Source organism: Nocardioides ureilyticus (assembly GCF_051280745.1).
In the GTDB taxonomy this organism is placed as follows: Bacteria; Actinomycetota; Actinomycetes; order Propionibacteriales; family Nocardioidaceae; genus Nocardioides.
In genome coordinates this window covers 81656-106185 of record NZ_JBNCOG010000001.1, presented here as the reverse complement: position 1 = coordinate 106185, position 24530 = coordinate 81656, and the positions used below count along the sequence as shown (strand labels likewise).

24 protein-coding genes are annotated in these 24530 nt (G+C 71.8%); 15 read left to right on the top strand and 9 right to left on the bottom strand.

Features of this window, described 5'->3' with window-relative positions; all coding sequences use genetic code 11:
- Nucleotides 1–24: 24 nt before the first annotated feature.
- Together uvrB and ACSMHG_RS00545 are read left to right on the top strand one after the other, a co-directional pair.
- A complete protein-coding gene (gene uvrB / locus ACSMHG_RS00550) occupies nucleotides 25–2151 on the top strand; it encodes an excinuclease ABC subunit UvrB (RefSeq protein WP_435741370.1) in 2127 nt (708 codons plus the stop codon).
- Nucleotides 2152–2175: 24 nt separating this feature from the next.
- Nucleotides 2176–3465: an MFS transporter gene (locus ACSMHG_RS00545; RefSeq protein WP_435741369.1), complete on the top strand. Its 1290-nt coding sequence runs from the start codon at nucleotides 2176–2178 to the stop codon at nucleotides 3463–3465.
- Between the two features lie 25 nt (nucleotides 3466–3490).
- Here ACSMHG_RS00545 and ACSMHG_RS00540 read toward each other — a convergent pair whose 3' ends face one another.
- Genes ACSMHG_RS00540 through ACSMHG_RS00525 form a run of 4 tightly spaced genes read right to left on the bottom strand, consistent with a single transcriptional unit; the run spans nucleotide 3491 to nucleotide 7434 of the window.
- Nucleotides 3491–3916, bottom strand: coding sequence for an ATP-binding protein (locus ACSMHG_RS00540; RefSeq protein ID WP_435741368.1), 426 nt, complete (start codon nucleotides 3914–3916; stop codon nucleotides 3491–3493).
- Nucleotides 3909–4244 (bottom strand): STAS domain-containing protein, encoded by a 336-nt coding sequence (locus tag ACSMHG_RS00535; RefSeq protein ID WP_435741367.1) that lies wholly within the window; start codon nucleotides 4242–4244, stop codon nucleotides 3909–3911. The genes ACSMHG_RS00540 and ACSMHG_RS00535 overlap by 8 nt, the downstream gene beginning before the upstream one ends.
- A complete protein-coding gene (locus ACSMHG_RS00530; protein ID WP_435741366.1) occupies nucleotides 4241–6235 on the bottom strand; it encodes a glycosyltransferase family 2 protein in 1995 nt (664 codons plus the stop codon). Before ACSMHG_RS00530 ends, ACSMHG_RS00535 begins: the two co-directional genes overlap by 4 nt.
- Nucleotides 6232–7434 carry a PP2C family protein-serine/threonine phosphatase gene (locus ACSMHG_RS00525; RefSeq protein WP_435741365.1) on the bottom strand — a complete coding sequence of 401 codons (1203 nt, stop codon included), beginning with the start codon at nucleotides 7432–7434 and terminating at the stop codon, nucleotides 6232–6234. Before ACSMHG_RS00525 ends, ACSMHG_RS00530 begins: the two co-directional genes overlap by 4 nt.
- A gap of 131 nt (nucleotides 7435–7565) precedes the next feature.
- Here ACSMHG_RS00525 and ACSMHG_RS00520 point away from each other — a divergent pair, with 131 nt between their 5' ends.
- Complete coding sequence (locus ACSMHG_RS00520) at nucleotides 7566–8348, top strand: response regulator transcription factor (protein ID WP_435741364.1); 783 nt, start codon at nucleotides 7566–7568, stop codon at nucleotides 8346–8348.
- Nucleotides 8349–8388: 40 nt separating this feature from the next.
- Here the strand turns inward: ACSMHG_RS00520 and ACSMHG_RS00515 are convergent, their stop codons facing one another.
- Nucleotides 8389–9156, bottom strand: coding sequence for a potassium channel family protein (locus ACSMHG_RS00515; protein WP_435741363.1), 768 nt, complete (start codon nucleotides 9154–9156; stop codon nucleotides 8389–8391).
- Between the two features lie 125 nt (nucleotides 9157–9281).
- Here ACSMHG_RS00515 and ACSMHG_RS00510 point away from each other — a divergent pair, with 125 nt between their 5' ends.
- The 6 genes from ACSMHG_RS00510 (at nucleotide 9282) to ACSMHG_RS00485 (ending at nucleotide 12948) form a co-directional block, all read left to right on the top strand.
- Nucleotides 9282–9458, top strand: a complete 177-nt coding sequence (locus tag ACSMHG_RS00510) for a hypothetical protein (protein ID WP_435741362.1) — start codon at nucleotides 9282–9284, stop codon at nucleotides 9456–9458.
- 72 nt (nucleotides 9459–9530) lie between these two features.
- Nucleotides 9531–10529 (top strand): NAD(P)/FAD-dependent oxidoreductase, encoded by a 999-nt coding sequence (locus ACSMHG_RS00505; protein ID WP_435741361.1) that lies wholly within the window; start codon nucleotides 9531–9533, stop codon nucleotides 10527–10529.
- Nucleotides 10530–10532: 3 nt separating this feature from the next.
- Nucleotides 10533–10727 carry a ferredoxin gene (locus ACSMHG_RS00500; RefSeq protein ID WP_435741360.1) on the top strand — a complete coding sequence of 65 codons (195 nt, stop codon included), beginning with the start codon at nucleotides 10533–10535 and terminating at the stop codon, nucleotides 10725–10727.
- A 2-nt stretch (nucleotides 10728–10729) separates the two neighbouring features.
- Nucleotides 10730–11641 (top strand): 3-oxoacyl-ACP reductase, encoded by a 912-nt coding sequence (locus ACSMHG_RS00495; protein WP_435741359.1) that lies wholly within the window; start codon nucleotides 10730–10732, stop codon nucleotides 11639–11641.
- A gap of 13 nt (nucleotides 11642–11654) precedes the next feature.
- Nucleotides 11655–12422 (top strand): SDR family NAD(P)-dependent oxidoreductase, encoded by a 768-nt coding sequence (locus ACSMHG_RS00490; protein ID WP_435741358.1) that lies wholly within the window; start codon nucleotides 11655–11657, stop codon nucleotides 12420–12422.
- A 28-nt stretch (nucleotides 12423–12450) separates the two neighbouring features.
- Nucleotides 12451–12948 (top strand): TIGR03618 family F420-dependent PPOX class oxidoreductase, encoded by a 498-nt coding sequence (locus ACSMHG_RS00485; protein WP_435741357.1) that lies wholly within the window; start codon nucleotides 12451–12453, stop codon nucleotides 12946–12948.
- Nucleotides 12949–13017: 69 nt separating this feature from the next.
- On the opposite strand, the gene ACSMHG_RS00480 is transcribed toward ACSMHG_RS00485, so the two are convergent.
- Complete coding sequence (locus tag ACSMHG_RS00480) at nucleotides 13018–13182, bottom strand: hypothetical protein (RefSeq protein WP_435741356.1); 165 nt, start codon at nucleotides 13180–13182, stop codon at nucleotides 13018–13020.
- A gap of 357 nt (nucleotides 13183–13539) precedes the next feature.
- Nucleotides 13540–14142, bottom strand: coding sequence for a TetR family transcriptional regulator (locus tag ACSMHG_RS00475; RefSeq protein ID WP_435741355.1), 603 nt, complete (start codon nucleotides 14140–14142; stop codon nucleotides 13540–13542).
- A gap of 269 nt (nucleotides 14143–14411) precedes the next feature.
- On the opposite strand from ACSMHG_RS00475, the gene ACSMHG_RS00470 reads away from it, so the two are divergent.
- Genes ACSMHG_RS00470 through ACSMHG_RS00460 form a run of 3 tightly spaced genes read left to right on the top strand, consistent with a single transcriptional unit; the run spans nucleotide 14412 to nucleotide 17533 of the window.
- On the top strand, nucleotides 14412–15695 hold the full coding sequence (locus tag ACSMHG_RS00470; protein ID WP_435741354.1) for a glycosyltransferase family 4 protein: 1284 nt from the start codon (nucleotides 14412–14414) through the stop codon (nucleotides 15693–15695).
- Nucleotides 15682–16443, top strand: a complete 762-nt coding sequence (locus ACSMHG_RS00465; protein ID WP_435741353.1) for a class I SAM-dependent methyltransferase — start codon at nucleotides 15682–15684, stop codon at nucleotides 16441–16443. The genes ACSMHG_RS00470 and ACSMHG_RS00465 overlap by 14 nt, the downstream gene beginning before the upstream one ends.
- Nucleotides 16436–17533: a prenyltransferase/squalene oxidase repeat-containing protein gene (locus ACSMHG_RS00460; RefSeq protein WP_435741352.1), complete on the top strand. Its 1098-nt coding sequence runs from the start codon at nucleotides 16436–16438 to the stop codon at nucleotides 17531–17533. Before ACSMHG_RS00465 ends, ACSMHG_RS00460 begins: the two co-directional genes overlap by 8 nt.
- A gap of 16 nt (nucleotides 17534–17549) precedes the next feature.
- Here ACSMHG_RS00460 and ACSMHG_RS00455 read toward each other — a convergent pair whose 3' ends face one another.
- The gene (locus tag ACSMHG_RS00455) at nucleotides 17550–18236 is read right to left on the bottom strand and encodes a class I SAM-dependent methyltransferase (protein WP_435741351.1); all 687 of its coding nucleotides are present in this window, start codon (nucleotides 18234–18236) and stop codon (nucleotides 17550–17552) included.
- 58 nt (nucleotides 18237–18294) lie between these two features.
- Between ACSMHG_RS00455 and ACSMHG_RS00450 the strand changes: the two genes are divergently transcribed.
- Together ACSMHG_RS00450 and ACSMHG_RS00445 are read left to right on the top strand one after the other, a co-directional pair.
- A complete protein-coding gene (locus tag ACSMHG_RS00450; protein WP_435741350.1) occupies nucleotides 18295–20406 on the top strand; it encodes an acyl-CoA dehydrogenase family protein in 2112 nt (703 codons plus the stop codon).
- A gap of 73 nt (nucleotides 20407–20479) precedes the next feature.
- Entirely contained in the window at nucleotides 20480–21619 is a 1140-nt protein-coding gene (locus tag ACSMHG_RS00445) for a CDP-glycerol glycerophosphotransferase family protein (protein ID WP_435741349.1), read from the top strand.
- Between the two features lie 126 nt (nucleotides 21620–21745).
- Here ACSMHG_RS00445 and ACSMHG_RS00440 read toward each other — a convergent pair whose 3' ends face one another.
- Nucleotides 21746–22990 carry an alpha/beta hydrolase fold domain-containing protein gene (locus ACSMHG_RS00440; RefSeq protein ID WP_435741348.1) on the bottom strand — a complete coding sequence of 415 codons (1245 nt, stop codon included), beginning with the start codon at nucleotides 22988–22990 and terminating at the stop codon, nucleotides 21746–21748.
- A 122-nt stretch (nucleotides 22991–23112) separates the two neighbouring features.
- Here ACSMHG_RS00440 and ACSMHG_RS00435 point away from each other — a divergent pair, with 122 nt between their 5' ends.
- Entirely contained in the window at nucleotides 23113–24522 is a 1410-nt protein-coding gene (locus ACSMHG_RS00435) for a WS/DGAT/MGAT family O-acyltransferase (protein WP_435741347.1), read from the top strand.
- Nucleotides 24523–24530 lie beyond the last annotated feature (8 nt).

Below are 24530 nucleotides of genomic sequence, written 5' to 3'. Positions count from 1 at the left end.
GCGCCGCCGACTACGCTCGAAGACATGCGTCCAGTGACCGATCTCGAGCGCCGCGTGGCCCCGTTCAAGGTGGTCTCCGACTACCAGCCGTCCGGTGACCAGCCCACGGCCATCAAGGAGATCACCCGCCGCATCCAGGCCGGCGAGGAGGACGTCGTGCTCCTCGGTGCCACCGGCACCGGCAAGACGGCCACGGTCGCCTGGGTCGCCGAGCAGGTGCAGCGACCGCTGCTGGTCATGCAGCCGAACAAGACGCTCGCTGCGCAGTTCGCCAACGAGCTGCGCCAGCTCTTCCCCGACAACGCCGTCGAGTACTTCGTCTCCTACTACGACTACTACCAGCCCGAGGCCTACGTCCCGCAGACCGACACCTACATCGAGAAGGACTCCTCGATCAACGAGGAGGTCGAGCGGCTGCGCCACTCCGCGACCAACAGCCTGCTGACCCGGCGCGACGTCATCGTGGTCAGCACGGTCTCCTGCATCTACGGCCTGGGCACGCCGCAGGAGTACGTCGACCGGATGATCCGGCTGCGCGTCGGCGAGGAGCACGACCGGGACTCGATCCTGCGCCGCCTCGTCGAGATCCAGTACACCCGCAACGACATGTCGTTCACCCGGGGCACCTTCCGGGTCCGCGGCGACACCCTCGAGATCTTCCCGGTCTACGAGGAGCACGCCGTGCGCATCGAGTTCTTCGGCGACGAGATCGAGCGGCTGATGACGCTGCACGCGGTGACCGGCGAGGTGATCACCGAGGACGAGGAGCTCTACGTCTTCCCGGCGACCCACTACGTCGCCGGCCCGGAGCGGATGGAGCGGGCGATCAAGGGCATCGAGCTGGAGCTGGAGGACCAGCTGGCGAGGTTCGAGCGCGAGGGCAAGCTCCTCGAGGCCCAGCGCCTGCGGATGCGCACGACCTACGACATCGAGATGATGCGGCAGGTCGGCTCCTGCTCCGGGATCGAGAACTACTCGATGCACATCGACGGCCGCCAGCGGGGTTCGGCGCCGAACTGCCTGCTCGACTACTTCCCCGAGGACTTCCTGCTCGTGGTCGACGAGTCCCACGTCGCCGTCCCGCAGATCGGCGGCATGTACGAGGGCGACATGTCGCGCAAGCGGAACCTCGTCGAGCACGGGTTCCGGCTGCCCAGCGCGATGGACAACCGCCCCCTGCGCTGGGAGGAGTTCCTCGACCGGATCGGCCAGAGCATCTACCTCTCCGCCACGCCGGGCGACTACGAGCTCGACAAGGTCGGCGGCGACGTCGTGGAGCAGATCATCCGACCGACCGGGCTCGTCGATCCCGAGGTGGTGGTCAAGCCGACCAAGGGCCAGATCGACGACCTGATCCACGAGATCCGGCTCCGCGTGGAGCGCGACGAGCGGGTGCTGGTCACGACGCTGACCAAGAAGATGTCCGAGGACCTCACCGACTACCTGCTCGACGCGGGCATCCGCACCCGCTACCTGCACTCCGAGGTCGACACGCTCAAGCGGATCGAGCTGCTGCGCGACCTGCGGCTGGGGGAGTACGACGTCCTCGTCGGCATCAACCTGCTCCGGGAGGGCCTCGACCTCCCGGAGGTCTCGCTGGTCGCCATCCTCGACGCCGACAAGGAGGGCTTCCTCCGCTCGGACAAGTCGCTGATCCAGACCATCGGGCGCGCGGCGCGCAACGTGTCCGGCCAGGTGCACATGTACGCCGACAAGATCACCCCGTCGATGGAGAACGCCATCGACGAGACCAACCGGCGCCGGGCCAAGCAGGTCGCCTACAACGAGGCGCACGGCATCAACCCCACCCCGCTGCGCAAGAAGATCGCCGACATCACCGAGATGCTGGCCCGCGAGGACGAGAGCACCCAGGCGCTCCTGGAGACCTGGGCCAACACCGAGGCCAAGGGCCGCGCGGGCGGCGCGAAGGCCAAGCAGCCGGTCCCCGCGCTCGGCAAGAAAGACGCCGGCAAGCACGCCGCCGACCTCGCGGGCATGCCGAGCACCGACCTCGCCCAGCTGATCCAGGACCTCACCGACCAGATGCGCAGCGCCGCCGCCGAGCTCCAGTTCGAGGTCGCCGCCCGGCTCCGCGACGAGATCTCCGAGCTGAAGAAGGAGCTGCGCCAGATGATGGAAGCAACGAAGTAGCCCGGTGGCGGTGAGAATGCTCCGGTGATCGCCACGACCGAGCCGCCTCTCCGCACGGCTCTCCTGGTGTGGGGCGTCGGGCTCCTCGTCTACCTGCTGGCCGTCTTCCACCGCTCGTCGCTGGCCGTGGCGGGCCTGATCGCCACCGAGCGGTTCGACATCTCCGCCTCCCAGCTGGCCACGTTCACCATGCTCCAGCTGCTCGTCTACGCCGGCATGCAGGTGCCGGTCGGCCTGCTCGTCGACCGGTTCGGGTCCCGCAGCGTGCTGCTCACGGGGCTGGTGGTCATGACCGTCGCGCAGGCCGGCTTCGCGCTCGCCTCGACGTACCCGGCGGCGTTGGCGGCCCGCGCGCTGGTCGGCGTCGGCGACGCGCTCACCTTCATCTGCGTGCTCCGCCTGGTCAGCAGCTGGTTCCCGCTCCGGCGGATCCCGCTGTTCAGCCAGCTGACCGGGACGCTGGGCCAGCTCGGCGCGGTCATCTCCGCGGTGCCGATGACCTGGGCGTTGCGCGACCTCGGCTGGACCACGGCGTACCTCCTCGCGGCAGCGCTCGGCCCGGTGCTCCTCGTCGCGCTCGCGGTCGTGATGCGAGACACCCCGACGCAGCGGAACCTCCGCGGGGAGACCATGTCGCTGGCGGCCGTGCGCGCCAGCCTCGGCGCCTCCTGGTCCGAGCCGGGGACGCGGCTGGGCTTCTGGATGCACTTCTCGACCCCCTTCAGCGGCAACGTCCTCGGCCTGCTCTGGGGCTACCCGTACTTCGTGGTCGGCGAGGGACTCTCGCCGACCCTGGCCAGCACCCTGCTCACCGTGGTCGTCGTGTCGGTGATGGCGGCCGGGCCGGTGCTCGGATGGCTCGTCGCGGCGCACCCGTGGCACCGGTCCTCGATGGTGCTGACCATCGTCGCCGCCGTCGCGGCGATGTGGGCCGTCGTGCTGTCGTGGCCCGGCGAGGCCCCACTGGGGGTGCTGGTCCTGCTCGCCGTCGTCGTCGGGGTGGGTGGACCCGCGTCGATGATCGGCTTCGACCTCGGCCGGACCTCGAACCCCAGCTCGCGCCTCGCCAGCGCGAGTGGCCTCATCAACCAGGGCGGCTTCCTCGCCACGCTGGTCCTCGTGGTGATGATCGGCCTGGTCCTCGACTGGCGGACCGCGCCGGGTGGGGACTACACCGCGGACGCCTTCCGCTGGGCGATGGCCACCCAGTTCCTGCTCTGGGGCGTGGGAGCAAGCCAGGTCTACCGGTTGCGGCGGCTCGCCCGCCGGCGCACCCCCCGGGCACAGCTCGCGGCCTCCTCCGCCGCGGACTGAGAGCGGGCTGCCCCGCGAGGACGGGTCAGGCGGGCTGCCGGAGGCACACCAGCGTCCACCGGTTGCGACCCTCGACGCGCTCGTACCGGAGGTCGTCGAGGGCGGCCGTGGCGAGGGCCAGACCACGCCCGGACTCGGCGAGCTCGTCGTCCGGCATGGTGACCGCACTCATGTCGAGCTCCATCGGCAGACCGTTGTCGCCCAGGGTCGCGACGAGCCGCTCCTCGTCGGCGACCAGTGAGATCTCGAAGCGCCGGCCGGTCGAGGCGTCGCGTGCGTAGGCGTGCTCGACGACGTTCGCCACGATCTCGATGACCGCCATCTCGAAGCGCATCCGGTCCCGGTCGGCGACCTCGCCGGCGCTCGCCCACAGCTGGGCGAGCATCGCGTGGACCACCTCCAGCGACTCCGGGACCGCCGGAGCCGAGAGGACGAGCCGGTCGTCAGTCATCGAAGGCCGTGTCCACGCCGTCGCGGGCGCGCAGCACGCGGTCGAGGTTGGTCAGCTCGAAGACGGTCTGCACGGCCGGGGTCGGTCGGGCGATCCGGAGGTCCCCGCCGGCCTGCCGCGCCGACTTCAGCCCGCCGATGAGCGCCCCGAGGCCGGAGGAGTCCAGGAACGTCGTCTCGGCCATGTCGACCACGATCCGGGTGGTCCCCTGGCCGACCAGGTCGCTGAGGAGCTCCTTGAGCTGGCGGGCCGACACCATGTTCAGCCGCCCGCGTGGCACCACCACACCGACCCCGTCGGGCCGGGTCCGGACGTCGATCTCGATCATGCAGGCACTCCTGGGGTCGGTCCGGCGCCCGGTCCGGCGCCGGTCGGGACGGCATCCGGTTCGAATCCGCGATAGCGGACGGCTCGGATGATGACGGAGAAGATCGCCAGGTCGAAGGCGACCCACACGAGGTTGAAGACGGTCCCGGGCGGCTCAGCCTCGCCCAGCACGATGCGGACCACGCCGATCACCGCGGCGGCGACCAGCAGGGCCATGGCCCACAGCTGGGGCTTCACCAGGTGCCAGGCCGGGCCGGAGTCCTCGCGCCGGGTCTTCGGCGTGACGGCGAAGTCGAGGCTGCGGCCCAGGAACACGTTGCCGAAGGCGGACGTGAAGGACCTGATCCAGATCGGGAACAGCGCCAGGGAGTACTGCTGTCCGCGCCAGGTGGGCCGCCCGTGGGCCACGATGAAGAAGAGCAGCTGGTTGATGACGAGGAACGGCACGAGCCGGATGAAGAAGTCGGCGCTCAACGCCTGCACGGGCAGCACCCCGGTCGTCAGGTAGACGACCGGCGCGGCGATGTAGACGATCGCCGCGAAGCCGGACAGGTAGCTCCACATGGTGGAGAAGTACATGAGCCGCTGGGCGAGGCTGAGCCCCTTCTGCACGAGCGGGTTCTCCCGGAACATCACCTGCACGGTGCCCTGCGCCCAGCGCAGGCGCTGCACGAGCATCGCCTGCAGGTCCTCCGGTGCCAGCCCGTGGGCCAGCACCTCGTCGTGGTACGCCGTGCGCCAGCCGAGCGCGTGCAGCCGCATGCACGTCGCCATGTCCTCGGTGACCGAGATGGTCGCGAGGGGCATGATCGGCTGCGCCTCGCCGCCGCGGCCGACGTCGACGGCGTTGACGAGCGCCTCGACCGTCTCGACCGCGCCGAGGGGCGACCACTCGCGGTCGGCCATCTGGTCGAGTGCGGCGAGGTCGATCGTGGCGAGTCCGCCGTCCGGGCTCTCGGCGATGCCCTCGAGGCTGGCGATGATGTCGAGGTCCGCCTGCAGGGCCCGCAGGTCGCTCTCGACCAGCGAGCGACGGACCTGCGCGACCCGCTGCTGGAACCGGAACGTCACGTCGAAGAGCGCCTCGCCCCGGTCCAGCGCGCGACGCGCCTTGCCGATGTCGACGGCGATCGCGTCGAGCGCCTCGCGGACGGCGACGTCGTCCTTGGTCAGCTGCTTGCGGGCCTGGCGGATGACCGAGCGAGACGTGCGCAGGGCGCGCCGCACCCCTTCCTCGACCTCGCCGACGTAGCGGGAGACACCCAGCTGCATGAGGGCCTCGCGCCGGATCACGGCGTTGGACCCGCAGAAGTACGCGGCGTTCCAGCCGTCCTTGCCCTGCTGGATCGGCCCGTAGAAGAGCGGCGCCTGGCTCCCCAGCGGGTCATGCTCGGGCACGTTGACGAACCACTGGGGCGTCTGGACGAGCGCCATCTGCTCGTCCTCGAAGTAGCCGAGCGTCCGGTCGAGGATCTCCGGCAGCGGGACCTGGTCGGCGTCGAGGACGAGCATGAACTCGCCGTCGGTCTGCAGCAGGGCGTTGTTCAGGTTGCCTGCCTTGGCGTGCCGCGGCATGCCGGCCCAGTCCGCCGACCGGGTCAACCAGCCGATGTCCTCCGCCTCGGCCGCTGCCCGCAGCTCGGGACGGTTGCCGTCGTCGAGGATCCAGGTCCGGTGCGGGTAGCGGATCGCCTTGGCGGCGCGGGCGGTGGCCATCACGAGCTCGACCGGCTCGTCGTAGGTGGCGATGAAGACGTCGACGGTCCGGTCCGGCGGCGCAGGCGGCGGGTCGCCACGCTCCTTGAGCCGCCACACGCCGAGGCCGAAGAGCAGGGAGTCGACCAGGCTGTAGGTCTCGGCGACCACGAGCGGCACGCCGATCCACCAGGCGGACCAGTTCACCGAGAACAGCCAGCGCCAGGTCACGTAGTTCAGGCCGAGGAGGGCGGTGATGACGACGACCACGCGGATCAGCGCGAGCCGGCGGGTCATCGCTCACCGTCCGAGCGGAACACCGCCACGACGGTGATGTCGTCGAGCGCCGTCTGCGCGTGCGCCAGCCGCGCGACGGCGGTCAGCAGGGCCGGTACGTCAACGGCGTCGGCCACCAGTGCCCCGATCGGCTCCCACCACCGCACCGGGTCCTCGACCAGGTCGAGGAGGCCGTCGCTGAAGACCAGCAGCCGGCCGCCGGGCTCGATCTCCGTCAGGTGCTCGGTCCAGTGGTCATCGGGGAGCACGCCGAGGGGGCGGTCCTCGCCGCCCAGGCGGGTCACCGAACCGTCCGCACCCACCAGCAGGCCCAGCCCGGACCCGGCGTCGACGTACCGGAGCTCTCCGTCGTCGAGGTCGATCGCGACCTCCATGAGCGTGGCGAAGGACTCCGCGCTCTCGAAGTCGGCCAGCAGCCCGCGGGCGACCTGGGTCACCACGATGCCCAGGTCGACCCCGGCGGCGACCGCGTCGTTGGTGCCGCGCAGGGCGGTGCGTACGCCGGCGCTGAGAAGGGCGGCGCCGGTGCCCTTGCCCATCACGTCGCCGAGCGCGAGGTGGAGCGTGCGCCGGGTGACGTCGTAGTCGAAGAAGTCGCCGCCCACCGCGAGGGCCGGCAGGCAGAGGCCCGCGACGTCCCAGCCGTCCACGCGCATCGGCGCGGACGGCAGCAGGGAGGCCTGGACCCGCCCTGCCTGGAGCATCTCCACGGAGGCGACCAGCTCGTGCTCGGCCCAAGCAGCGAGGTCGCGCAGCGTGCCGAGCTGCTCCTCGTCGAGCTGCCGCGGCGTGGCGTCGAAGACGCACAGCGTGCCGAGCACGTTGCCGGCGCCGTCGCGCAGCGGCTCGCCGGCGTAGAACCGCACCGCGCCCCCGACGACCAGCTCGAGATGGGCGAGGAGCGGCTCGTCGGCGGCGTCGCAGAGCACCAAGGTCTCGGCGCCGGACGCCGTCACCGTGCAGAAGGTCTCCTCGCGGATGACCGCGCCGGCGGGGAGGCCCTGGCTGCTCGGGAACCACGCACGGTCACGGTCGAGGATCGCCACCGCCGCCATCGGCACGCCGAGCGCGGTGCGGGCCAGTCGGGTGATCCGGTCGAGGCTCTCGTGTCGCCCGCCCGGCCCGACCGGCAGGCCCTCGACCGCGCGCTGGCGCCGCTGCTCCTCGGCGGGCTCCGACGAGCGGGCGGTCGTCGTCACGTCTCGGTCTCCTGTCCTCGTCGTCGGGTGCGTCGTCGCCTGGGCCGGTGCCCACTCGTCGGTTCGCCCGACTCCCGGGGACCTATCCTGTCAGGGGACGGGGGCCCGTCGAGGACGAAAGGGGCCACACGGTGGCTGACACGGTGGCCGGGGCGCCGCACCGCGCACTTGTCGTGGACGACGACCCCGACATCTGCGAGCTGATCGTGACCGTCCTGGCCGGCGCCGGCATCGAGGTGACGACGGCGTCGAGCGGCGCGGAGGCCGTGGCGAGTGCGCGGCGGGAGCCCCCCGACCTGATCACCCTCGACCTCACGCTGCCCGACATGGACGGCACGGAGGTGTGCCGGAGCATCCGGACCTTCAGCGACGCCTACGTCATCATGATCACTGGTCGGGACTCCGAGATCGATCGCCTGGTCGGCCTGGAGATGGGTGCCGACGACTACCTCGCCAAGCCCTTCTCGCCCCGGGAGCTCCGTGCCCGTGCGGCCGCGCTGCTGCGCCGGCCGCGGGTGGCGGAGTCCGCGCCGGGCGCTGGGGGCGCCGAGGAGTCGGTGCCGGGGAGCGCGGAGACGCCGAGGCGTCCGGCCGAGCCGGAGGTGCACGCCGGCGGCGGGCTGGTGCTCGTGCCGGTCGACCACCTCGCTCTCCTCGACGGCGAGCCGCTGCCGCTCACCCCGGCGGAGCTGGCGCTCCTCACGTCCCTGGCGGCGGCTCCGGGGCGGACCTGGGAGCGTGGCGACCTGGTGCGCGAGGTGTGGCAGGGCGAGTTCATCGAGTCCGACTTCCTCGTCGACGTGCACGTCGCGAACCTCCGGCGCAAGCTGCGCAAGGCGGGGGGTGGCGCGCGGGACTGGATCCGCACGGTCGGCGGCGTGGGCTACGCGTTCGAGCCGCCCGCGTCTGGTTGAGCCGGCGGGACCGCCCAGCCGCGCGGCCCCCTGCTCACCGTCAGGGCTGGTCGTCGCCGGCCGCCGCCTGGGTCTCCTTCACGGCCTGGCGGGACACGACGAGGCCCACCAGCCGCGACACCACCAGCGCCACGTAGAGCACCCCGGCGACCATCTCGACCATCACCAGCGAGCGGGCGTTCGCCTCGATCGGGACCACGTCCGAGAGTCCGACACTGGTGAGGACCGAGAACGACATGTAGAGCAGCTCGAACCAGGTGCGGGCCTCGCCCTCGGACGTGCCGAGGAACGAGCCCGGCACGAGGACCTGCACCGCGGCGTACAGGTAGGCGAAGCCCCAGGCGACGACGGTGAAGGCGGCGCCGGTCGCGTACAGCTCGTCGGTCGTCACCTGGTCGTCGTGGAACAGGTACCGGATCAGCGCGTAGGAGACGTAGAAGTAGAACGGCGCGTGCAGGAGGGCGGAGACGAGCACGATCCAGCCCGTGTCGGGGGAGACCGCCTCCAGGACCGTGAAGACCACGGCGGGGCCGCCGAGCAGTGCGCCCGCCCAGTTGAGCGCCGGGGTGCGCCGCACCGCCCACACCGCGATCGACACCACGCTGATCTGCGCCACCCCGATGAAGGCACGCCCGACCGCGGTGTCCTGCAGGAACGGGTGGACCAGCACCACGACGAGCTGGACGGCCAGGAGCACCGCGGAGGGGTGCCGGCCGAGGACCCCGCGCACCTGCTCCCGGCTGTGCCGGGACCTGGTCGACGCGGGAGTCGAGGCCGGCGTCGCGGCGGGTGTCGGCGGGGTGGCCACCGCTGCATCCTAGGACGGCTCGGCCGGCCGACGGGGGACCGTGCGGTACGCCGGTGGGCACGGTCGTTGTGGGGTCGAGATCACGAAGCGGGTCTTCACCACGCTGTTCCACGGTCGAGGCGACGGTGGTCGCGGCGTCCGCGATCTCGGCGAGCGAGCACGACGTCAAGGCGCTGCTGTTCGTCAACCAGTCGACGACCGGCAAGAACAGCAGGCAGCCGCGAGCGGACCTGAACCGGGTCGTGGTGACTCTCCACCGCGACGCGGGGGCCTGGGTCGTGACGGACCTCGACGCGCTCTGATAGAACTGTCCCGACCAGATCTAGAACACGTTCTAGTAGACCACTCCGGGCGGGAGGAGCAGGATCACCGCCGTGACCGAGACCCCCGCCGCCCCAGCCCCCACCCGGGTCGAGACCGACCTGCTCGTCGTGGGCGCCGGCCCGACCGGCCTCTTCGCGACCTACTACGCCGGCTTCCGCGGCCACCGGGTCGCGGTCGTCGACTCGCTCCCCGAGCTGGGCGGCCAGATCACCGCGATGTACCCCGAGAAGCAGATCCTCGACGTCGCCGGGTTCCCGTCGGTGAAGGGACGCGACCTGGTCGCGGGTCTGGTCGAGCAGGCGGCCACCGCGGACCCGACGTACCTCCTCGGCCGGACCGCCATGACCCTGGACCACCGCGAGGACGGCGTCACCGTCTGCCTCGACGACGGGACCGAGGTGGTGGCGGGAGCCGTGGTGGTCACCGCGGGGATCGGCACGTTCCGCCCGCGTCCGCTGCCCGCGGGCGAGGGCTGGGTGGGCAGGGGGCTGGAGTTCTTCGTCCCCCGCTTCGAGCCGTACGCCGGCAAGGACGTCGTCATCGTGGGCGGTGGCGACAGCGCCTTCGACTGGGCGCTGCACCTCGAGCCGATCGCCCGCTCCATCACCCTGGTGCACCGCCGCGACGCCTTCCGTGCGCACGAGCGGACCGTCCAGCAGGTCCGCGACTCCTCGGTCCGCATCGTCACCCGGGCCGAGGTCGCCGCCCTGCGCGGCGAGAACGGTCTGGAGGCCGTCGAGCTGGTCGTCGACGGCGAGACGACGTCGTGCCCGGCCCAGGCCGTCGTCGCGGCGCTGGGCTTCATCGCCGACCTCGGCCCGCTGCAGCAGTGGGGCATCGAGGTCCACAAGCGCCACGTCGTCGTCGACGCGGCGATGCGCACCAACCTGCCGCGGGTCTTCGCCGCCGGCGACATCACGGAGCACCCCGGCAAGGTCCGGCTGATCGCCGTCGGCTTCGGCGAGGCCGCGACCGCCGTCAACAACGCCACCGTGGCGATCGACCCGACCGCCAAGGTCTTCCCCGGCCATTCCAGTGAAGGGAGCTGAGTCATGAGCAAGATCAAGGTCGACTTCGACCTCTGCGAGTCCAACGCGCTGTGCGAGGCGATGGCGCCGGAGGTCTTCGAGCTCGACGACGACGACTACCTCCAGCTCAAGACCGACGAGACCACCCCCGAGAACGAGGAGAACGTCAAGCGCGCCGTGGCTGCCTGCCCGCGCGCGGCGATCTCGCTGGAAGGATGAGCGTGAGCAACCACAGCCCCGAGCTGTCGCTGGACGGCAAGGTCGCCGTCGTCACGGGCGCCGGCGCCGGCCTGGGTCGCGCCGAGGCGCTCGCTCTGGCGGCAGCCGGTGCGCGGGTGGTCCTCAACGACCTCCCGGGCGCCGCCGACGAGGCCGCCGACGAGATCCGGACGCGGGGCGGCGAGGCCACGGTCGTCGAGGGCGACGTGTCGGAGCGCGCCACCGCCGACGCGATGGTGGCGGCCGCGGTCGACGGGTTCGGCTCCCTGGACGTCGTGGTGAACAACGCCGGGATGACCCGCGACCGGATGCTGTTCAACATGTCCGACGAGGAGTGGGACGCCGTGATCCGCGTCCACCTGCGCGGCCACTTCCTGCTCTCGCGCAACGCCGCGGCGTACTGGCGGGGGAGGGCCAAGGAGACCGGTGCGCCGGTCTACGGACGCGTCGTCAACACCGCCAGCGAGGCGTTCCTCGGCGGTTCTCCCGGTCAGCCGAACTACGCGGCCGCCAAGGCGGGCATCACCGCGCTCACGCTCTCCACCGCGCGCGGGCTCGGGCGGATCGGTGTCCGGGCGAACGCGATCTGCCCGCGCGCGCGCACCGCGATGACCGCGCAGGTCTTCGGGGAGGACACCTCCGGCAAGGAGATCGACCCGTACTCGCCCGAGCACGTCGCGCCGTTGGTGGCCTACCTCGCCTCGCCGGCCGCCGACGCGATCACCGGCCAGGTCTTCGTGGTGTACGGCGGGATGGTGGCGCTCCTGGCGGCGCCGGTTGTGGAGCAGCGCTTCGACGCCTCCGGCGCGACCTGGGACCTGGCGGACCTCGCCGTGCAGGTCGGTGGCCACTTCGAGGGCCGGGACCCCGCACAGGGGTTCGCCGCCGACTCGATCATGCAGCTCACGGTCTGAAGGAGGAACGCTCATGGGACGTCTCGCAGGCAAGGTCGCCATCGTCACCGGTGGTGCGATGGGGCAGGGTGCGGCGATCAGCCGCGCGTTCGCTGCCGAGGGCGCCGCGGTGGTCGTGGCCGACATCGCCAAGGAGCAGGGCCAGGCGCTGGCCGACGAGCTCGCCGACGGGTCCGGGGGCAGAGCGCACTTCGCCCACCACGACGTCAGCGACGCCGCCTCGTGGGCGAGCCTCGTCGAGGACGTCGAGCAGCGGTTCGGGCCGGTCGACGTGCTGGCCAACAACGCCGGCCTGCTGCGGTTCGGTGAGATCGAGACCATGCCGCAGGACGAGGCGGAGCTGCTCTTCCGGGTCAACCAGCTCGGGTGCTTCCTCGGCATGCAGGCCGTCACGGGCACCATGCGCCGGCGCGGGCGGGGCTCCATCATCAACGCCTCCTCGGTCGAGGGCCTGGCGGGCATGGCCGGTTGCACGGCGTACGCCGCGACGAAGTGGGCGATCCGGGGGATGACCAAGTGCGCCGCGATGGAACTCGGTCCCCACGGCATCCGGGTCAACTCCGTGCACCCCGGGATGATCGACACCCCGATGACCCGGGTCCACGGGGGCGACGCCGCCATGGAGTACGGCGCCGCCAAGGTGCCGTTGCGGCGCGTGGGCCAGCCCGAGGACATCGCGCCGCTCTACGTCTACCTCGCGTCCGACGAGTCGGCGTACGTCAACGGCGCCGAGATCGCCATCGACGGTGGTGTGACCTCGACCCACGCCTTCGGCGGCTGAGCCGTGGCGAACCGCTAGGGTCCCGGCCATGGCGAACCAGCGGTCCCAGGTCGTGATGTCCGAGGACGAGGTCGACACCTTCCTCACCCAGCAGCGCAGCTCGACGGTGGCGACCATCGGTCCGCAGGGCCAGGTCCACCTCGTGGCGATGTGGTACGCCTGGATGGACGGCCACGTGTGGCTGGAGACGAAGGCGAAGTCGCAGAAGGTCGTCAACCTGCGGCGGGACCCGCGGATGAGCTTCCTCGTGGAGGCCGGGCACACCTACGACCAGCTGCGCGGCGTCTCCCTGGAGGGCAGCGGTGTCGTCGTCGAGGACCCGGACGTGGTCTGGGACGTGTGCGTCAACGTCTTCGAGCGCTACAACGCGCCGTACACCGAGGAGCTGCGGCCCTTCGTCGAGGTGATGGCGAGGAACCGGGTGGTCGTGCGTCTCGACGTCGACCGGGTGCGTAGCTGGGACCACCGCAAGCTGGGCATGGACCCCATGGACCTGGGCGGCACGACCGCGGAGTTCCTGGACTGATGCAGCTGGTGTGCCCGGTCGGTTGAGGAGGCCGCGCAGCGGCCGTCTCGAAACCCACCCGATCGACGGCTACCCGCCCCGGTTCGGCCAGGCCCTGCTGGCGAGCGCGGGCAAGGCGCCGAGCTCACCTCTGATCAGCGCCTCCCGCTTCCGCCGTCCCCATCCCTGCACTTGCTTCTCGAACGCGTAGGCCTCGGTCACGCGCTCGACCTCGGCCGACCAGACCAGCGTCACCGGCCGCCGCTGCCTGGTGCGCGCGGCAGCGCCGTGCTCGGCGTGGTTGTGTTCTCAGATTCGGCGCCTACGTCGGTGGGGCTGCCGACGTAGTAGCTTCCGTCGGCGCACTCCACGATGTAGGTCCATGCCATGTCTCCCGACGATCGGCTGCCGGCAGGATCGACTCCAGACCCCTGGCCGCGTCTGTGGAATCTCCCAGTGCTGGCCCCGGGTGTGGTGGCTGGCTGGCCCCGGTTGGTCGAGGAGTTTGCGCAGCAAGCGTCTCGAGACCGAGTGGCTGGGGGTGGGCGGGTTTCGAGACAGGCGCTGCGCGCCTTCCTCAACCAGCCGGTGTCGGCGGTGTCGAGGCGCCGGTCAGTCCCGCAGGATGAGGTGGACGGCGCGCTCGATCTGCTCGCCGGTCTCGGCCGCGGTCATCCGGCCGGTCACCCAACCGACGAGCGCCGCCAGCCACACGTCGCCGATGACGCGCGCGACGGTCACGTCGTCGTCGGTGGGCTCGGGCTGCTCGGGGTGCATCGCCCGGGTCAGCATCGAGGTCAACAGCATGCCGACGGTGTGGATCTCGGCCTGGACCGAGGCGTCGGCGAACATGAACGCGCGGGTGAGCGCCTCGGTCAGGTGCGGGCTGCCCTGCAGGCCGCGCGTGGTCCCCTTGAGCACGTGGATGACCCGCTCGGAGGCGGTGTCGCCCGGGATCTCGTCGTCGCGCCGCGCGGCCTCGGTGCGCTCGAACTCGCGGCCCAGCGCCGAGACCAGCAGGTGGATCTTCGAGGGGAAGTACCGGTAGAGGGTCCCGAGGGCGACGTCGGCCTGGTCGGCGACGGCGCGCATCTGCACGGCGTCGAACCCGCCCTTGGACGCGAGGTCGATGGTGGCGTCGAGGATCCGCTTGCGGCGGTCGCGCTGGGCGGCGGAGCCGAGGTCCTCGATTCCGAGGGAGTTGGTGGCGCTCATCGGGATGGATGCTCCCATGTCCGCGGCCCGCGGGCCGCTCGTCGTTCGGGGTGGCGCGGGACCAGTGACCCACCTCACTGATCCGATGCGGGTCCCGGACGAGACCGCCGGTATGTGGCCTAGGCTAGCGCCTGGTGGAACGTGATAGGAACTTGTTCTACTTCGTCCGGCCCGGCGTGTCCTCAGCCCGGCGAGTGTCCGGATGCCGGTGACCGCGGTCACCGCCTCGAGGACGCCGAGAGGCGTCGAAGAAGAAGGGTTCGCGACGTATGCGGATTGCGATGCTGTCCTACCGCAGCCATCCCCACACCGGCGGGCAGGGGGTCTACCTCCGCCACCTCAGCCGCGAGCTGGCCAACCTCGGGCACGAGGTGGAGGTCTTCTCCGGGCAGCCCTACCCCGAGCTGGACCACCCCGACGTACGGCTGACCGAGGTGCCCAGCCTCGACCTCTACCGCCAGCCCGACCCCTTCCGGGTGCCGAAGCTGCGCGAGTTCCGCGACCGCATCGACGTCGAGGAGTTCCTCACGATGTGCGCGGCCGGCTTCCCGGAGCCGAAGACCTTCAGCTCGCGGATCGTCCGTGTCCTGCGCGACCGGGTGGACGACTTCGACATCGTCCACGACAACCAGGTGCTCGGCTACGGCATGCTCGAGATCGAGAAGCTGGGGCTGCCGCTCATCACGACGCTGCACCACCCGATCACCTTCGACCGGCGGATCGACCTCAGCCAGACCAGGAACCCGTGGCGCAAGCTGACCCTGCGGCGGTGGTACGGCTTCCTGCGCATGCAGGCCAAGGTGGCGCGCGCCGCCCGGAAGATCCTCACCCCGTCCGAGGCCTCCAAGCGCGACATCGCCCACGACTTCGGCGTCGACCCCGCTCGGATGCAGGTGATCCTGCTGGGCGTCGAGGACACCTTCCGCCCGCCGACCAAGCCGCGGGTGCCGGGCCGGATCCTGGCGATGGCGAGCGCCGACGCGCCGATGAAGGGCATCGCGACGTTGCTCGAGGCCTTCGCCAAGCTCCGCACCGAGCGCGACGTGGAGCTGGTGCTCGTCACCAAGCCCCGGCCGGGCGGCACCACCGAGCGGCTCATCGACAGGCTCTCGATCGGCCAGCACGTGCGGTTCGTCAGCGGCATCAGCGACGCCGAGCTGGTCGAGCTCATGGGCTCGGCGGAGGTCGCGTGCGTGCCGTCGCTCTACGAGGGCTTCTCCCTGCCGACCGCCGAGCTGATGGCCTGCGCGACCCCGCTGGTGGTCTCGCGCGCCGGGGCCATCCCCGAGGTGACGGGGCCCGACGGCGAGGCCGCCGACCTGGTCACCCCCGGCGACGTCGGCGAGCTGTACGCCGCGCTGGGCGCGCTGCTCGACGACCCGGAGCGGCGGGCGCGGATGGGCGCGGCGGGGCGCCGCCGGGTCGAGGAGATGTTCAGCTGGCGTGCCGTGGCCACCAAGGTCGCCGCTGCGTACGAGGAAGTGATCGAGGACTACCGCCGCGAACGTGCGGCCGGTCCGTCGGAGGAGAGGAACGACCGTGCTCACCGTTGACTTCGACCGCCTGGGCCTGCGCCCGGGCGACCGCGTGCTCGACATGGGTTGTGGCGCCGGGCGGCACGCCTTCGAGATGTACCGCCGCGGTGGCGACGTCATCGCCTTCGACATGGATGCCGAGGAGCTGGCCGGAGTCCGCGAGCTCTTCCTCGCGATGAAGGAGGCCGGTGAGGTCCCCGACGGTGCCGAGGCGGACGTGAAGGAGGGCGACGCGCTGTCGCTGCCGTTCGCCGACGGCGAGTTCGACCGCATCGTCGCCGCCGAGGTGCTCGAGCACATCTGGGCCGACGTCGACGCGATCAAGGAGCTGGTCCGGGTGCTGCGGCCCGGCGGCACGCTGGCGATCTCGGTGCCGCGGTGGCTGCCCGAGGTCATCAACTGGAAGCTGTCGGACGACTACCACAACGCCCAGGGCGGCCACATCCGGATCTACACCGACCACGAGCTGATCGACAAGGTGACCAAGGCCGGCCGCCCCAACGACGGTGGGCCCGGCGACGCGATGATCTTCGAGGGCAAGGACTACGCACACGGCCTGCACGCGCCGTACTGGTGGATCAAGTGCGCCGTCGGCGTCGACAACGACGACCACCCGCTTGCGAAGGCCTACCACAAGCTGCTCGTGTGGGAGATCATGAAGCAGCCGACCGCGCTCAAGCTCGCGGGCAAGGTGCTCGACCCGCTGATCGGCAAGAGCATGGTGCTCTACTTCCGCAAGCCCGAGACCGTGGGCGCCGATGACTGAGCGGTCCGACGTCGACCTGGCCCGGCTGCCGTACGTCGACGGCGTCCTGACCGCCTCGCAGGTCGCCGAGACGGCCGCCTCGATCGCGGCCATGCAGGAGCCGTGTGGGGCGATCCCGTGGACGACCGGCGAGCACGTGGACATCTGGAACCACGTCGAGGCGGCCATGGCGATGCTGGTGGGCGGCCAGGTCGAGGCCGCCGAGCGCGCCTACGCCTGGGTGCCCACCCTCCAGCGCGCCGACGGCTCCTGGCCGATGAAGATCGTCGGCGGCGAGGTCGAGGACGGCCGCGGCGAGGTCAACATGTCGGCGTACTTCGCCGTCGGTCTCTGGCACCACTGGCTGGTCCGGCGCGACGCCGCCTTCGTGCAGCGCTTCTGGCCGAGCGTCCGGGCCGGGCTGGACTGGGTGGTCAGCCAGCAGCTGCCGTTCGGCGGCATCCGCTGGACCCCCACGGAGGAGGGCGCCCTCCTGGCCGGCTCCTCGAGCATCTACCAGTCGCTGCGCGCCGGTGTGGCGCTCGCCGACCTGCTCGACGACCCGCAGCCCGAGTGGGAGCTGACCGGCGGGCGGCTCGGCCACGCCCTGCGCGAGCACCGCGACCAGTTCCTGGACAAGGCGACGTACTCGATGGACTGGTACTACCCCGTCCTCGGTGGCGCCGTCCGCGGTGACGCCGGCCGGGCGCTGCTGGCGACCCGGTGGGAGGACTTCGTCGTCCCCGGCCTCGGGATCCACTGCGTCGACACCAACCCGTGGGTGACCGGCGCGGAGACCTGCGAGCTGGTGATGGCGCTCGACGCCATCGGCGACCACCGGCGCGCCCTGCAGCTGCTCTCCGACATGCAGCACCTGCGCGGCGAGGACGGGAAGTACTGGACCGGCTGGGTCTACGGCGACGACGTGTACTGGCCGCACGAGTGGACGACCTACACGGCGGCGGCCGTCATCCTCGCCGTCGACGCGCTCGGCGAGGTGGCCGGTCACGCCACCGCCGGCTCCGGCATCATGCGCGGCACCTCGCTGGCCCCGCACTTCACCGAGCTGGCCCTCGAGTGCGAGTGCCCGGTCACCGCACGTGCCACCTGACGTCTCACCTGGAGGGTCAGGGCAGGCGGTCGCCCGCCTCGCCCGCCGTACGACGTAGCACCCGCATCGAGCCGAGCGCCTCGACCTCCTCGAAGGCGCCGGACTCGAGCGCCCGCAGGAAGACGTGGTACGGCGGCTGCCCGCCGTCCGCGGGATCCGGGAAGACGTCGTGGATGACCAGCAGTCCGCCGGGCACCAGCCACGGGGCCCAGCCCGTGTAGTCGTTCTGTGCGTGCTCCTCGGCGTGCCCGCCGTCGATGAACAGCATCGACAGCGGGGTGCGCCAGTGCCTGCTGACCGTGGTGCTGCGGCCGACGACCGCGACCACGACGTCCTCGAGGGCCGCGCGGCGCAGCGTCTTGCGGAAGACCGGCAGGGTGTCCATCTGGCCGAACTCCTCGTCGACGAGCGTGGGGTCGTGGTGCTCCCAGCCCGCCTGGTTCTCCTCCGACCCCCGGTGGTGGTCCACGGTGAACACCACGGCCTGGGGACCGCCGACCGCGCGGGCGGCCGCGGCCAGGTAGATGGCGGACTTGCCGCAGTAGGTGCCGACCTCCAGCGCGGGCCCGTGCGGGAGACGCTCGAGGGCCACGCGATGGAGCAGCATCCCCTCGTCCTCGGGCATGAAGCCCTTGGCGGCGAGGGCATGGGCGAGCCAGCCGTCTCCGGTGGTCTCGGTGGCTGCGGCAGGGATGTCCGTCACGGCGCCAGACTAGTAGGGTTGTAACACGTTCTAGTTCTGGCCCGGTGAGAGGACGCACATGTCGATCGGCATCTCCGACGAGCACGTCGACCTGGCGGCGAGTCTGCGGAAGTGGGCCGGCACGCTCGAGGGCCCGGCCGTGGCCCGGGCTTCCGAGGAACGGGCCGAGGAGTCCTTCGACGCCACCTGGCGGGCGGTGGTCGAGATGGGCGTCGCGACGATCGCCGTGCCCGAGTCGGCGGGTGGTGGCGGCGGCACGTTCCTGGACCAGGCCGTCGCGCTCGAGGCCTGTGCGCACGCCCTCGTGCCCGGCCCGCTCCTCGGGCCGGTCGTCGCTCACGCGGTGCTGGGCAGCGGGTCCGCGGCGCGCCCCCCGCTCGAGCCCGACGCGGTCGTCGCGGTCGGCCTGTCCGGCGTGGTGTGGGACGCGCCGTCGGCGACCCATGTCCTGGTCGACCCCGGGACGGGGTGGCGCCTGCTGCCCGTCGACGCCGTCACCGCCACCAGCGAGGTCGGGCTCGACCTGAGCCGCCGGTACGGCACGGTCACGGTGGGGGACGTCGACGCCGACGCCGGGACGGGTGCTGCCGTGGCCGGCGTGGCCGTCCCCCACGTGACGGCCGACCTGCTGCGCCGTACGGCGGTGACCTTCGCCGCGGCCGAGGCCGCCGGCCTCGCCCGGTGGTGCCTGGAGACGGCCGTCGAATACGCCAAGGTACGCGAGCAGTTCGGCCAGAAGATCGGCGCCTTCCAGGCAGTGAAGCACCTCTGCGCGCAGATGCTGGAGACCGCCGAGGCCGTCACCGGCGCGGCCTGGGACGTCGCGTCGGCCGCGCAGCAGGGACTGGCCGGCGAGGACGACGGTCAGTGGGCCTTCGCGGCCGACGTCGCGGCGGTGACCTGCTTCGACGGCGCGGTGGAGGTCGCCAAGACCTGCATCCAGGTCCTGGGCGGCATCGGCTTCACCTTCGAGCACGACGCCCACCTCTACCTGCGGCGGGCGGTGGCCCTGCGGAGCCTGGTGGGGGACACCGACGAGGCGGCCAGGTCGCTGGCGTCCCGGGCGACCGCCGGCACCCGTCGTCGGGTCGACGTCGACCTGGACGGCCGGGACACCGCGGTCCGCGACGAGGTCCGGGCGACGGTCGAGCGGATCGCCGCGACACCGGCGGACCGGCGTCGCGCCGCGCTGGTGGACACCGGCTACCTCACGCCGCACTGGCCGGCGCCCCACGGGCTCGGTGCGGACGCGGTCACCCAGGTCGTCATCGACCAGGAGCTGGCGCGCGCGGGGGTCGAGCGCCCCGACATCGTCATCGCCGGCTGGGCGCTGCCGACGATCCTCGAGCACGGTACCGACGCCCAACGGGAGCGGTTCGTGCGGCCCTCCCTCCTCGGCGAGCTGGTGTGGTGCCAGCTCTTCTCCGAGCCCGGCTCCGGCTCCGACCTGGCGTCGCTGCGGACCCGTGCCGTCAAGGTGGACGGCGGCTGGCGGCTGAGCGGGCAGAAGGTCTGGACCTCGGTGGCCGACCGCGCCGACTGGGGCATCTGCCTGGCGCGGACCGACCCGGACGCGCCGCAGCACCGGGGCATCTCCTACTTCCTCGTCGACATGCGCTCCGAGGGGATCGACGTCCGGCCGCTGCGCGAGATCACCGGCGAGGCGCTCTTCAACGAGGTCTTCCTCGACGACGTCTTCGTGCCCGACGACATGCTGGTCGCCCAGCCGGGAGACGGCTGGCGGTTGGCCCGCACCACCTTGGCCAACGAGCGGGTCGCGATGGCGAGCAGCCGGTTGTCGAAGAGCACCGAGCGGGCGGTGGAGCTGGCGGCCGCCGGGCTCTCGGCGACCCAGGAAGCGCGGGTCGGCCGGGCGGTCGCGCTGTCGACCGTCTGCTCGCTGCTCGGGGTGCGCTCGACGCTGCGCTCGCTCGCCGGCCAGGGGCCGGGGCCGGAGTCGAGCGTGGCCAAGCTGCTGGGCGTCCGCAACCGGCAGGACGGCTCGGAGCTGGTGGTGAGCCTCCACGGCGACCGGGTGCTGACCGGTGCCGAGGACGTCCGCGGCGACGTGTGGGAGATGCTCAACACCCGCTGTCTCTCGATCGCCGGCGGCACCACCCAGGTGCTGCGCAACGTCGCCGGCGAGCGGATCCTGGGCCTGCCCCGCTAGCCGGCCCGAGAAGGGTCCGCGGCCCGGTCCCGGCGATGGTGGGACGACCCGAGCCCGGCCCTACGATCCTCCGGTGCTCGAGGCCTCCGTGATCGCCTACTTCGCCGACGACAGCAGTCGGACCTACCAGCTCCTCCAGTGGCTGCCCGTCCTCGAGCAGCTGCACGACCAGCACCGGGTCGGTGTGGTCGCGCGCGACGACGCGGCAGCCGCCGTCCTGCGGTCGCACACCTGGCTGCCGGTGACCCTCGCGGCGTCGTTCCCGGACCTGACGGAGCTCTACGCGGGAGTCGACCCGAAGGTCGTGCTGTACTGCAACAACTCGATGCTCAACTTCCAGTCGCTCCTGCACGGCCGGGCGCTCCACGTCCACATCAACCACGGGGAGAGCGACAAGCAGAGCATGGCCAGCAACAACGCCAAGGCCTACGACCGGGTCTTCGTGGCCGGTGAGGCCGCGGTGCAGCGCCACCGGGCCGGCCTGCTGGAGTTCGACACCGGCCGGCTGGTCCGGATCGGTAGACCTCAGCTGGACCTGCGGCGGGACCGGCTGGTGGCGCCGAGCGACCGGCGTACCGTGCTGTACGCCCCGACGTGGGAGGGCGACGCGGAGTACAACGACTACACCTCCGTGGACACGATCGGTCCGGACCTCGTCCGCGCGGTGCTGGCGGTGCCGGACGTCCGCCTGCTCTACAAGCCGCACCCCAAGATCGCCACCAGCCTCACGCCCGCCGTCCGCCGGGGGCACCGCGCCATCCTCACGCTGGTCGAGGAGGCCGCCGCTCGGGAGCCGGACGCCGGTCACGAGGCGATCGTCTCCGGCGACATCCTCGCCCTCATGCCCGACTGCGACGCGATGGTCACCGACGTCTCCTCGGTGGGGCTCGACTGGCTCTACCTGCGCACCGAGAAGCCGATCTTCATCACCGACCGGCACCACGACGCCGAGCGCCTGCGCCGCGAGGTCCCGGTGAGCCGGTGCGCCGACGTCATCGAGGACGTGGAGGTGCCGGCCCTCGCCGCGCTGCTGGCTGCCCGCCTCGAGCACGACGAGCACCACCTGGCCCGCGTCGCCATGCGGCACCACTACTTCGACGACGTCCAGGTGGGGGAGAGCACTGGCCGCTTCCTCGACGCCGTGGCCGCCCTGGTCGACCGCCGGGACTCGCTCCTCGGCGAGGCGCACCCCGCGTCCGCCATCACCGCCTGACCGGGCCGCGCTCGGACCGGCCACTCATCGGCCTTTCCTGACGCTCCGCGGGTGTTGCGATGGCCGGGAAGCGTCAGGATCCCAGGTTTACTTGGGATCCTGACGCCTCCCCGCCTTCCCTGACACTCAGCCCGTGACGCGGCCGCGCTCGCGGCGGTACTGGTGCCAGTGCCAGTGCAGGTAGCGGTCGATGGCCCGGACGACGTGCGCGCTGCGGATCGACGGGAAGACGTCGAAGGCGTGCTGCGCGCCGGGGAGCTCGGCGTACACGACCGAGCGCTTGGAGACCTGGCGCAGCCGTTCGACGAAGAGCCGCGCCTGCTCGACGGGCACGAGGGTGTCGTAGGCGCCGTGGAGCACGAAGAAGTCCGGGGCCTCGGGGGTGATCCGCAGGATCGGTGAGGCGTCCTCGAACGCCTCCGGGTCCTCGGTCCACCGCTTCCTGAGCACCCTCGGTCCCAGGAACCTGTCCCGGAGCAGCTCGGCGCTGCGCAGCCCGGTGGAGCCGGCGAAGTCGTAGACGCCGTAGTGCGGGACCGCGACCTGGACCGAGGTGTCGGCCTCCTCGAACCCCGGCTGGTACGCCGGGTCGCCCGGGGTGAGCGCGGCCAGCGCGACGAGGTGCCCACCCGCCGAACCGCCGGTGATGGCGATGTAGTCGGGGTCGCCGCCGTGCTCGGCGATGTGCTCGCGGATCCACGCGATCGCCTTCTTCACGTCGATGACGTGTGCTGGGAACGCGGAGCGGGGTGCGAGCCGGTAGTTGATCGCGACGCAGACCCAGCCCTTGGCGGCGAGGTGCTGCATCAGCGGGATGCCCTGCTGGTCCTTGTTGCCGATCGTCCAGCCGCCGCCGTGCACCTGGAGGAGGACGGGCGCCCCGCCGTCGGGCACCCCGGCGGCGGGGGAGTAGACGTCGAGCAGGCCCCGTCGGCCGATGTCCGGGTCGTAGGCGATGTCCTTCTCGACGCGCACCTCGGCGGTGCGCATGCGGAACGGGTAGACCAGGCGCCGCCAGGGCACGGCGAGGTCCGCCGGTGTCGGCTTCGGGTCGAGCTGCTCGAGGTAGTCGGCGCCCAGGCCCTCGACCAGGCAGTCCTCGGCTCGCTGCTGGACCTGCCGCGCCTGCACCAGCAGGTAGCCGAGGCCGACGGCGCTCGCCGCTGCGAGGGCCAGTCCCCGGGGGTCGCGGCGGCGCCTCGGGGTGTGGGCGGCGGCGTCCGCGACCGTGAGGGCGAGGACGTGCGGGGCGAGCTCGCCCACGAGCCAGCCGGCGAAGAAGGACGGGATGCCGCTGCGGAAGCCGGGCAGCGGGCGGATCGCGTTGGCAGTCAGTGCGGCCGTGACGACCTGTCGACGCAGGAACGACATGCCGCCGACCCTAGTACCCGGTCTCAGGCGCCCGCCGACGACCGTCCGGTGGAGGAGGAGCGTATCGATGTGCGCGCCGCTCCGTTAGGAAGTGGAACACGTTCCAGAACAAGGTGGTGACTGTGGACCGTCTCTCCGGGCTCGACGCGAGCTTCCTCTACCTCGAGACGCCGGCGCAGCTGATGCACGTCTGCGGCGTCATCGTGCTCGACCCCGAGACGATGCCGGAGCGGTACTCCTTCGAGGGGCTCCGGTCGGCGATCGAGGAGCGCGTGCGCGACAGCGCGGCCTTCAACCGCAAGCTCCGCCGGGTCCCGATGGGCCTGGACCACCCGGTCTGGGTGCGCGACCGGCAGTTCGACATCGAGCGGCACGTGCACCGCCTCGCCCTGCCGAGCCCGGGCGGCTACCGGGAGCTGACCGAGCTCGTCTCGCACCTCGCCGGGCAACCGCTCGACCGGTCCCGGCCGCTGTGGGAGATGTGGGTGGTCGAGGGGTACGACGGCGGGCTGGGGCACGACCTGGTCGTGGTGTTCACCAAGATGCACCACGCCACGGTCGACGGCGTCTCGGGCGCCAACCTGCTCTCCCACCTGTGCAGCCTGGAGCCGGACGCCGATCCGCTGTCGCCGGCCGACCAGCGCCCGGCCGGACGGGACCCGGAGCAACTGGAGCTCTTCGCGCGGGCGCTCCTGGCCAACGCCGTCAAGCCGGTGCATGCCGCCCGGCTGCTCAAGCCGTCGGCCCAGCTGGTCACCCGCACGATCGGCCGCGCCCGGGCGGGCACGGCGATGGCCGCACCGCTGACGGCGCCGCGGACGTCGTTCAACGGCACGATCACCGGACACCGCACGATCGGTCTGGCGGACCTGGAGCTCGAGGAGGTCCGTGCCCTCAAGAGCGCGACGGGGACGACCGTGAACGACGTCGTCCTCACCGTCGCGGGGGGTGCCCTCCGGTCCTACCTCGAGGAGCGGGGTGACCTGCCGCGCGAGTCGCTGCTGGCCACGGTGCCCGTGTCGGTCCACGGGTCGTCGAGGCGCGCCGGCGGCGCCAACAAGGTGTCCGCCCTGTTCGCCAAGCTCGGCACCGACGAGCCGGACCCGCTCGTCCGCTTGCAGGAGATGGCCCGGCGCAACCGCAACGCGAAGGACCACCACCACGCGATCAGCGCGGACGCGTTGCAGGACTGGGCCGAGTTCGCCGCGCCGAGGACGTTCGGGCTGGCCGTGCGGACCTACGCCGGGCTGCGGCTCGCCGAGCGGCACCCGGTCGTCCACAACCTGGTCATCTCGAACGTCCCGGGCCCGCCGGTGCCGCTCTACCTGTGCGGCGCGCAGGTCGTCGGCCTCTACCCGTTGGGGCCGGTCTTCCACGGTGCCGGCCTCAACATCACGGTGCTGTCGAACGCCGGTCAGCTGCACGTCGGGGTGATCGCGTGCCGGGAGTCGGTGCCGGACGTCCACGGTCTCGTGGGGCGGTTCCCCGCCGAGCTGGCGAGGTTGCGGGCGGCCGTGTCGACGGGGTCCTGACGGCGCGC

What these genes read in the sequence shown, in the direction of transcription:
- uvrB (WP_435741370.1), top strand. Translation starts at nt 25, where the DNA reads ATGCGTCCAGTGACCGATCTCGAGCGCCGCGTGGCCCCGTTCAAGGTG.
- ACSMHG_RS00540 (WP_435741368.1), bottom strand. Translation starts at nt 3,916, where the DNA reads ATGACTGACGACCGGCTCGTCCTCTCGGCTCCGGCGGTCCCGGAGTCG.
- ACSMHG_RS00535 (WP_435741367.1), bottom strand. Translation starts at nt 4,244, where the DNA reads ATGATCGAGATCGACGTCCGGACCCGGCCCGACGGGGTCGGTGTGGTG.
- ACSMHG_RS00530 (WP_435741366.1), bottom strand. Translation starts at nt 6,235, where the DNA reads ATGACCCGCCGGCTCGCGCTGATCCGCGTGGTCGTCGTCATCACCGCC.
- ACSMHG_RS00500 (WP_435741360.1), top strand. Translation starts at nt 10,533, where the DNA reads ATGAGCAAGATCAAGGTCGACTTCGACCTCTGCGAGTCCAACGCGCTG.
- ACSMHG_RS00490 (WP_435741358.1), top strand. Translation starts at nt 11,655, where the DNA reads ATGGGACGTCTCGCAGGCAAGGTCGCCATCGTCACCGGTGGTGCGATG.
- ACSMHG_RS00485 (WP_435741357.1), top strand. Translation starts at nt 12,451, where the DNA reads ATGGCGAACCAGCGGTCCCAGGTCGTGATGTCCGAGGACGAGGTCGAC.
- ACSMHG_RS00475 (WP_435741355.1), bottom strand. Translation starts at nt 14,142, where the DNA reads ATGAGCGCCACCAACTCCCTCGGAATCGAGGACCTCGGCTCCGCCGCC.
- ACSMHG_RS00470 (WP_435741354.1), top strand. Translation starts at nt 14,412, where the DNA reads ATGCGGATTGCGATGCTGTCCTACCGCAGCCATCCCCACACCGGCGGG.
- ACSMHG_RS00460 (WP_435741352.1), top strand. Translation starts at nt 16,436, where the DNA reads ATGACTGAGCGGTCCGACGTCGACCTGGCCCGGCTGCCGTACGTCGAC.
- ACSMHG_RS00450 (WP_435741350.1), top strand. Translation starts at nt 18,295, where the DNA reads ATGTCGATCGGCATCTCCGACGAGCACGTCGACCTGGCGGCGAGTCTG.
- ACSMHG_RS00440 (WP_435741348.1), bottom strand. Translation starts at nt 22,990, where the DNA reads ATGTCGTTCCTGCGTCGACAGGTCGTCACGGCCGCACTGACTGCCAAC.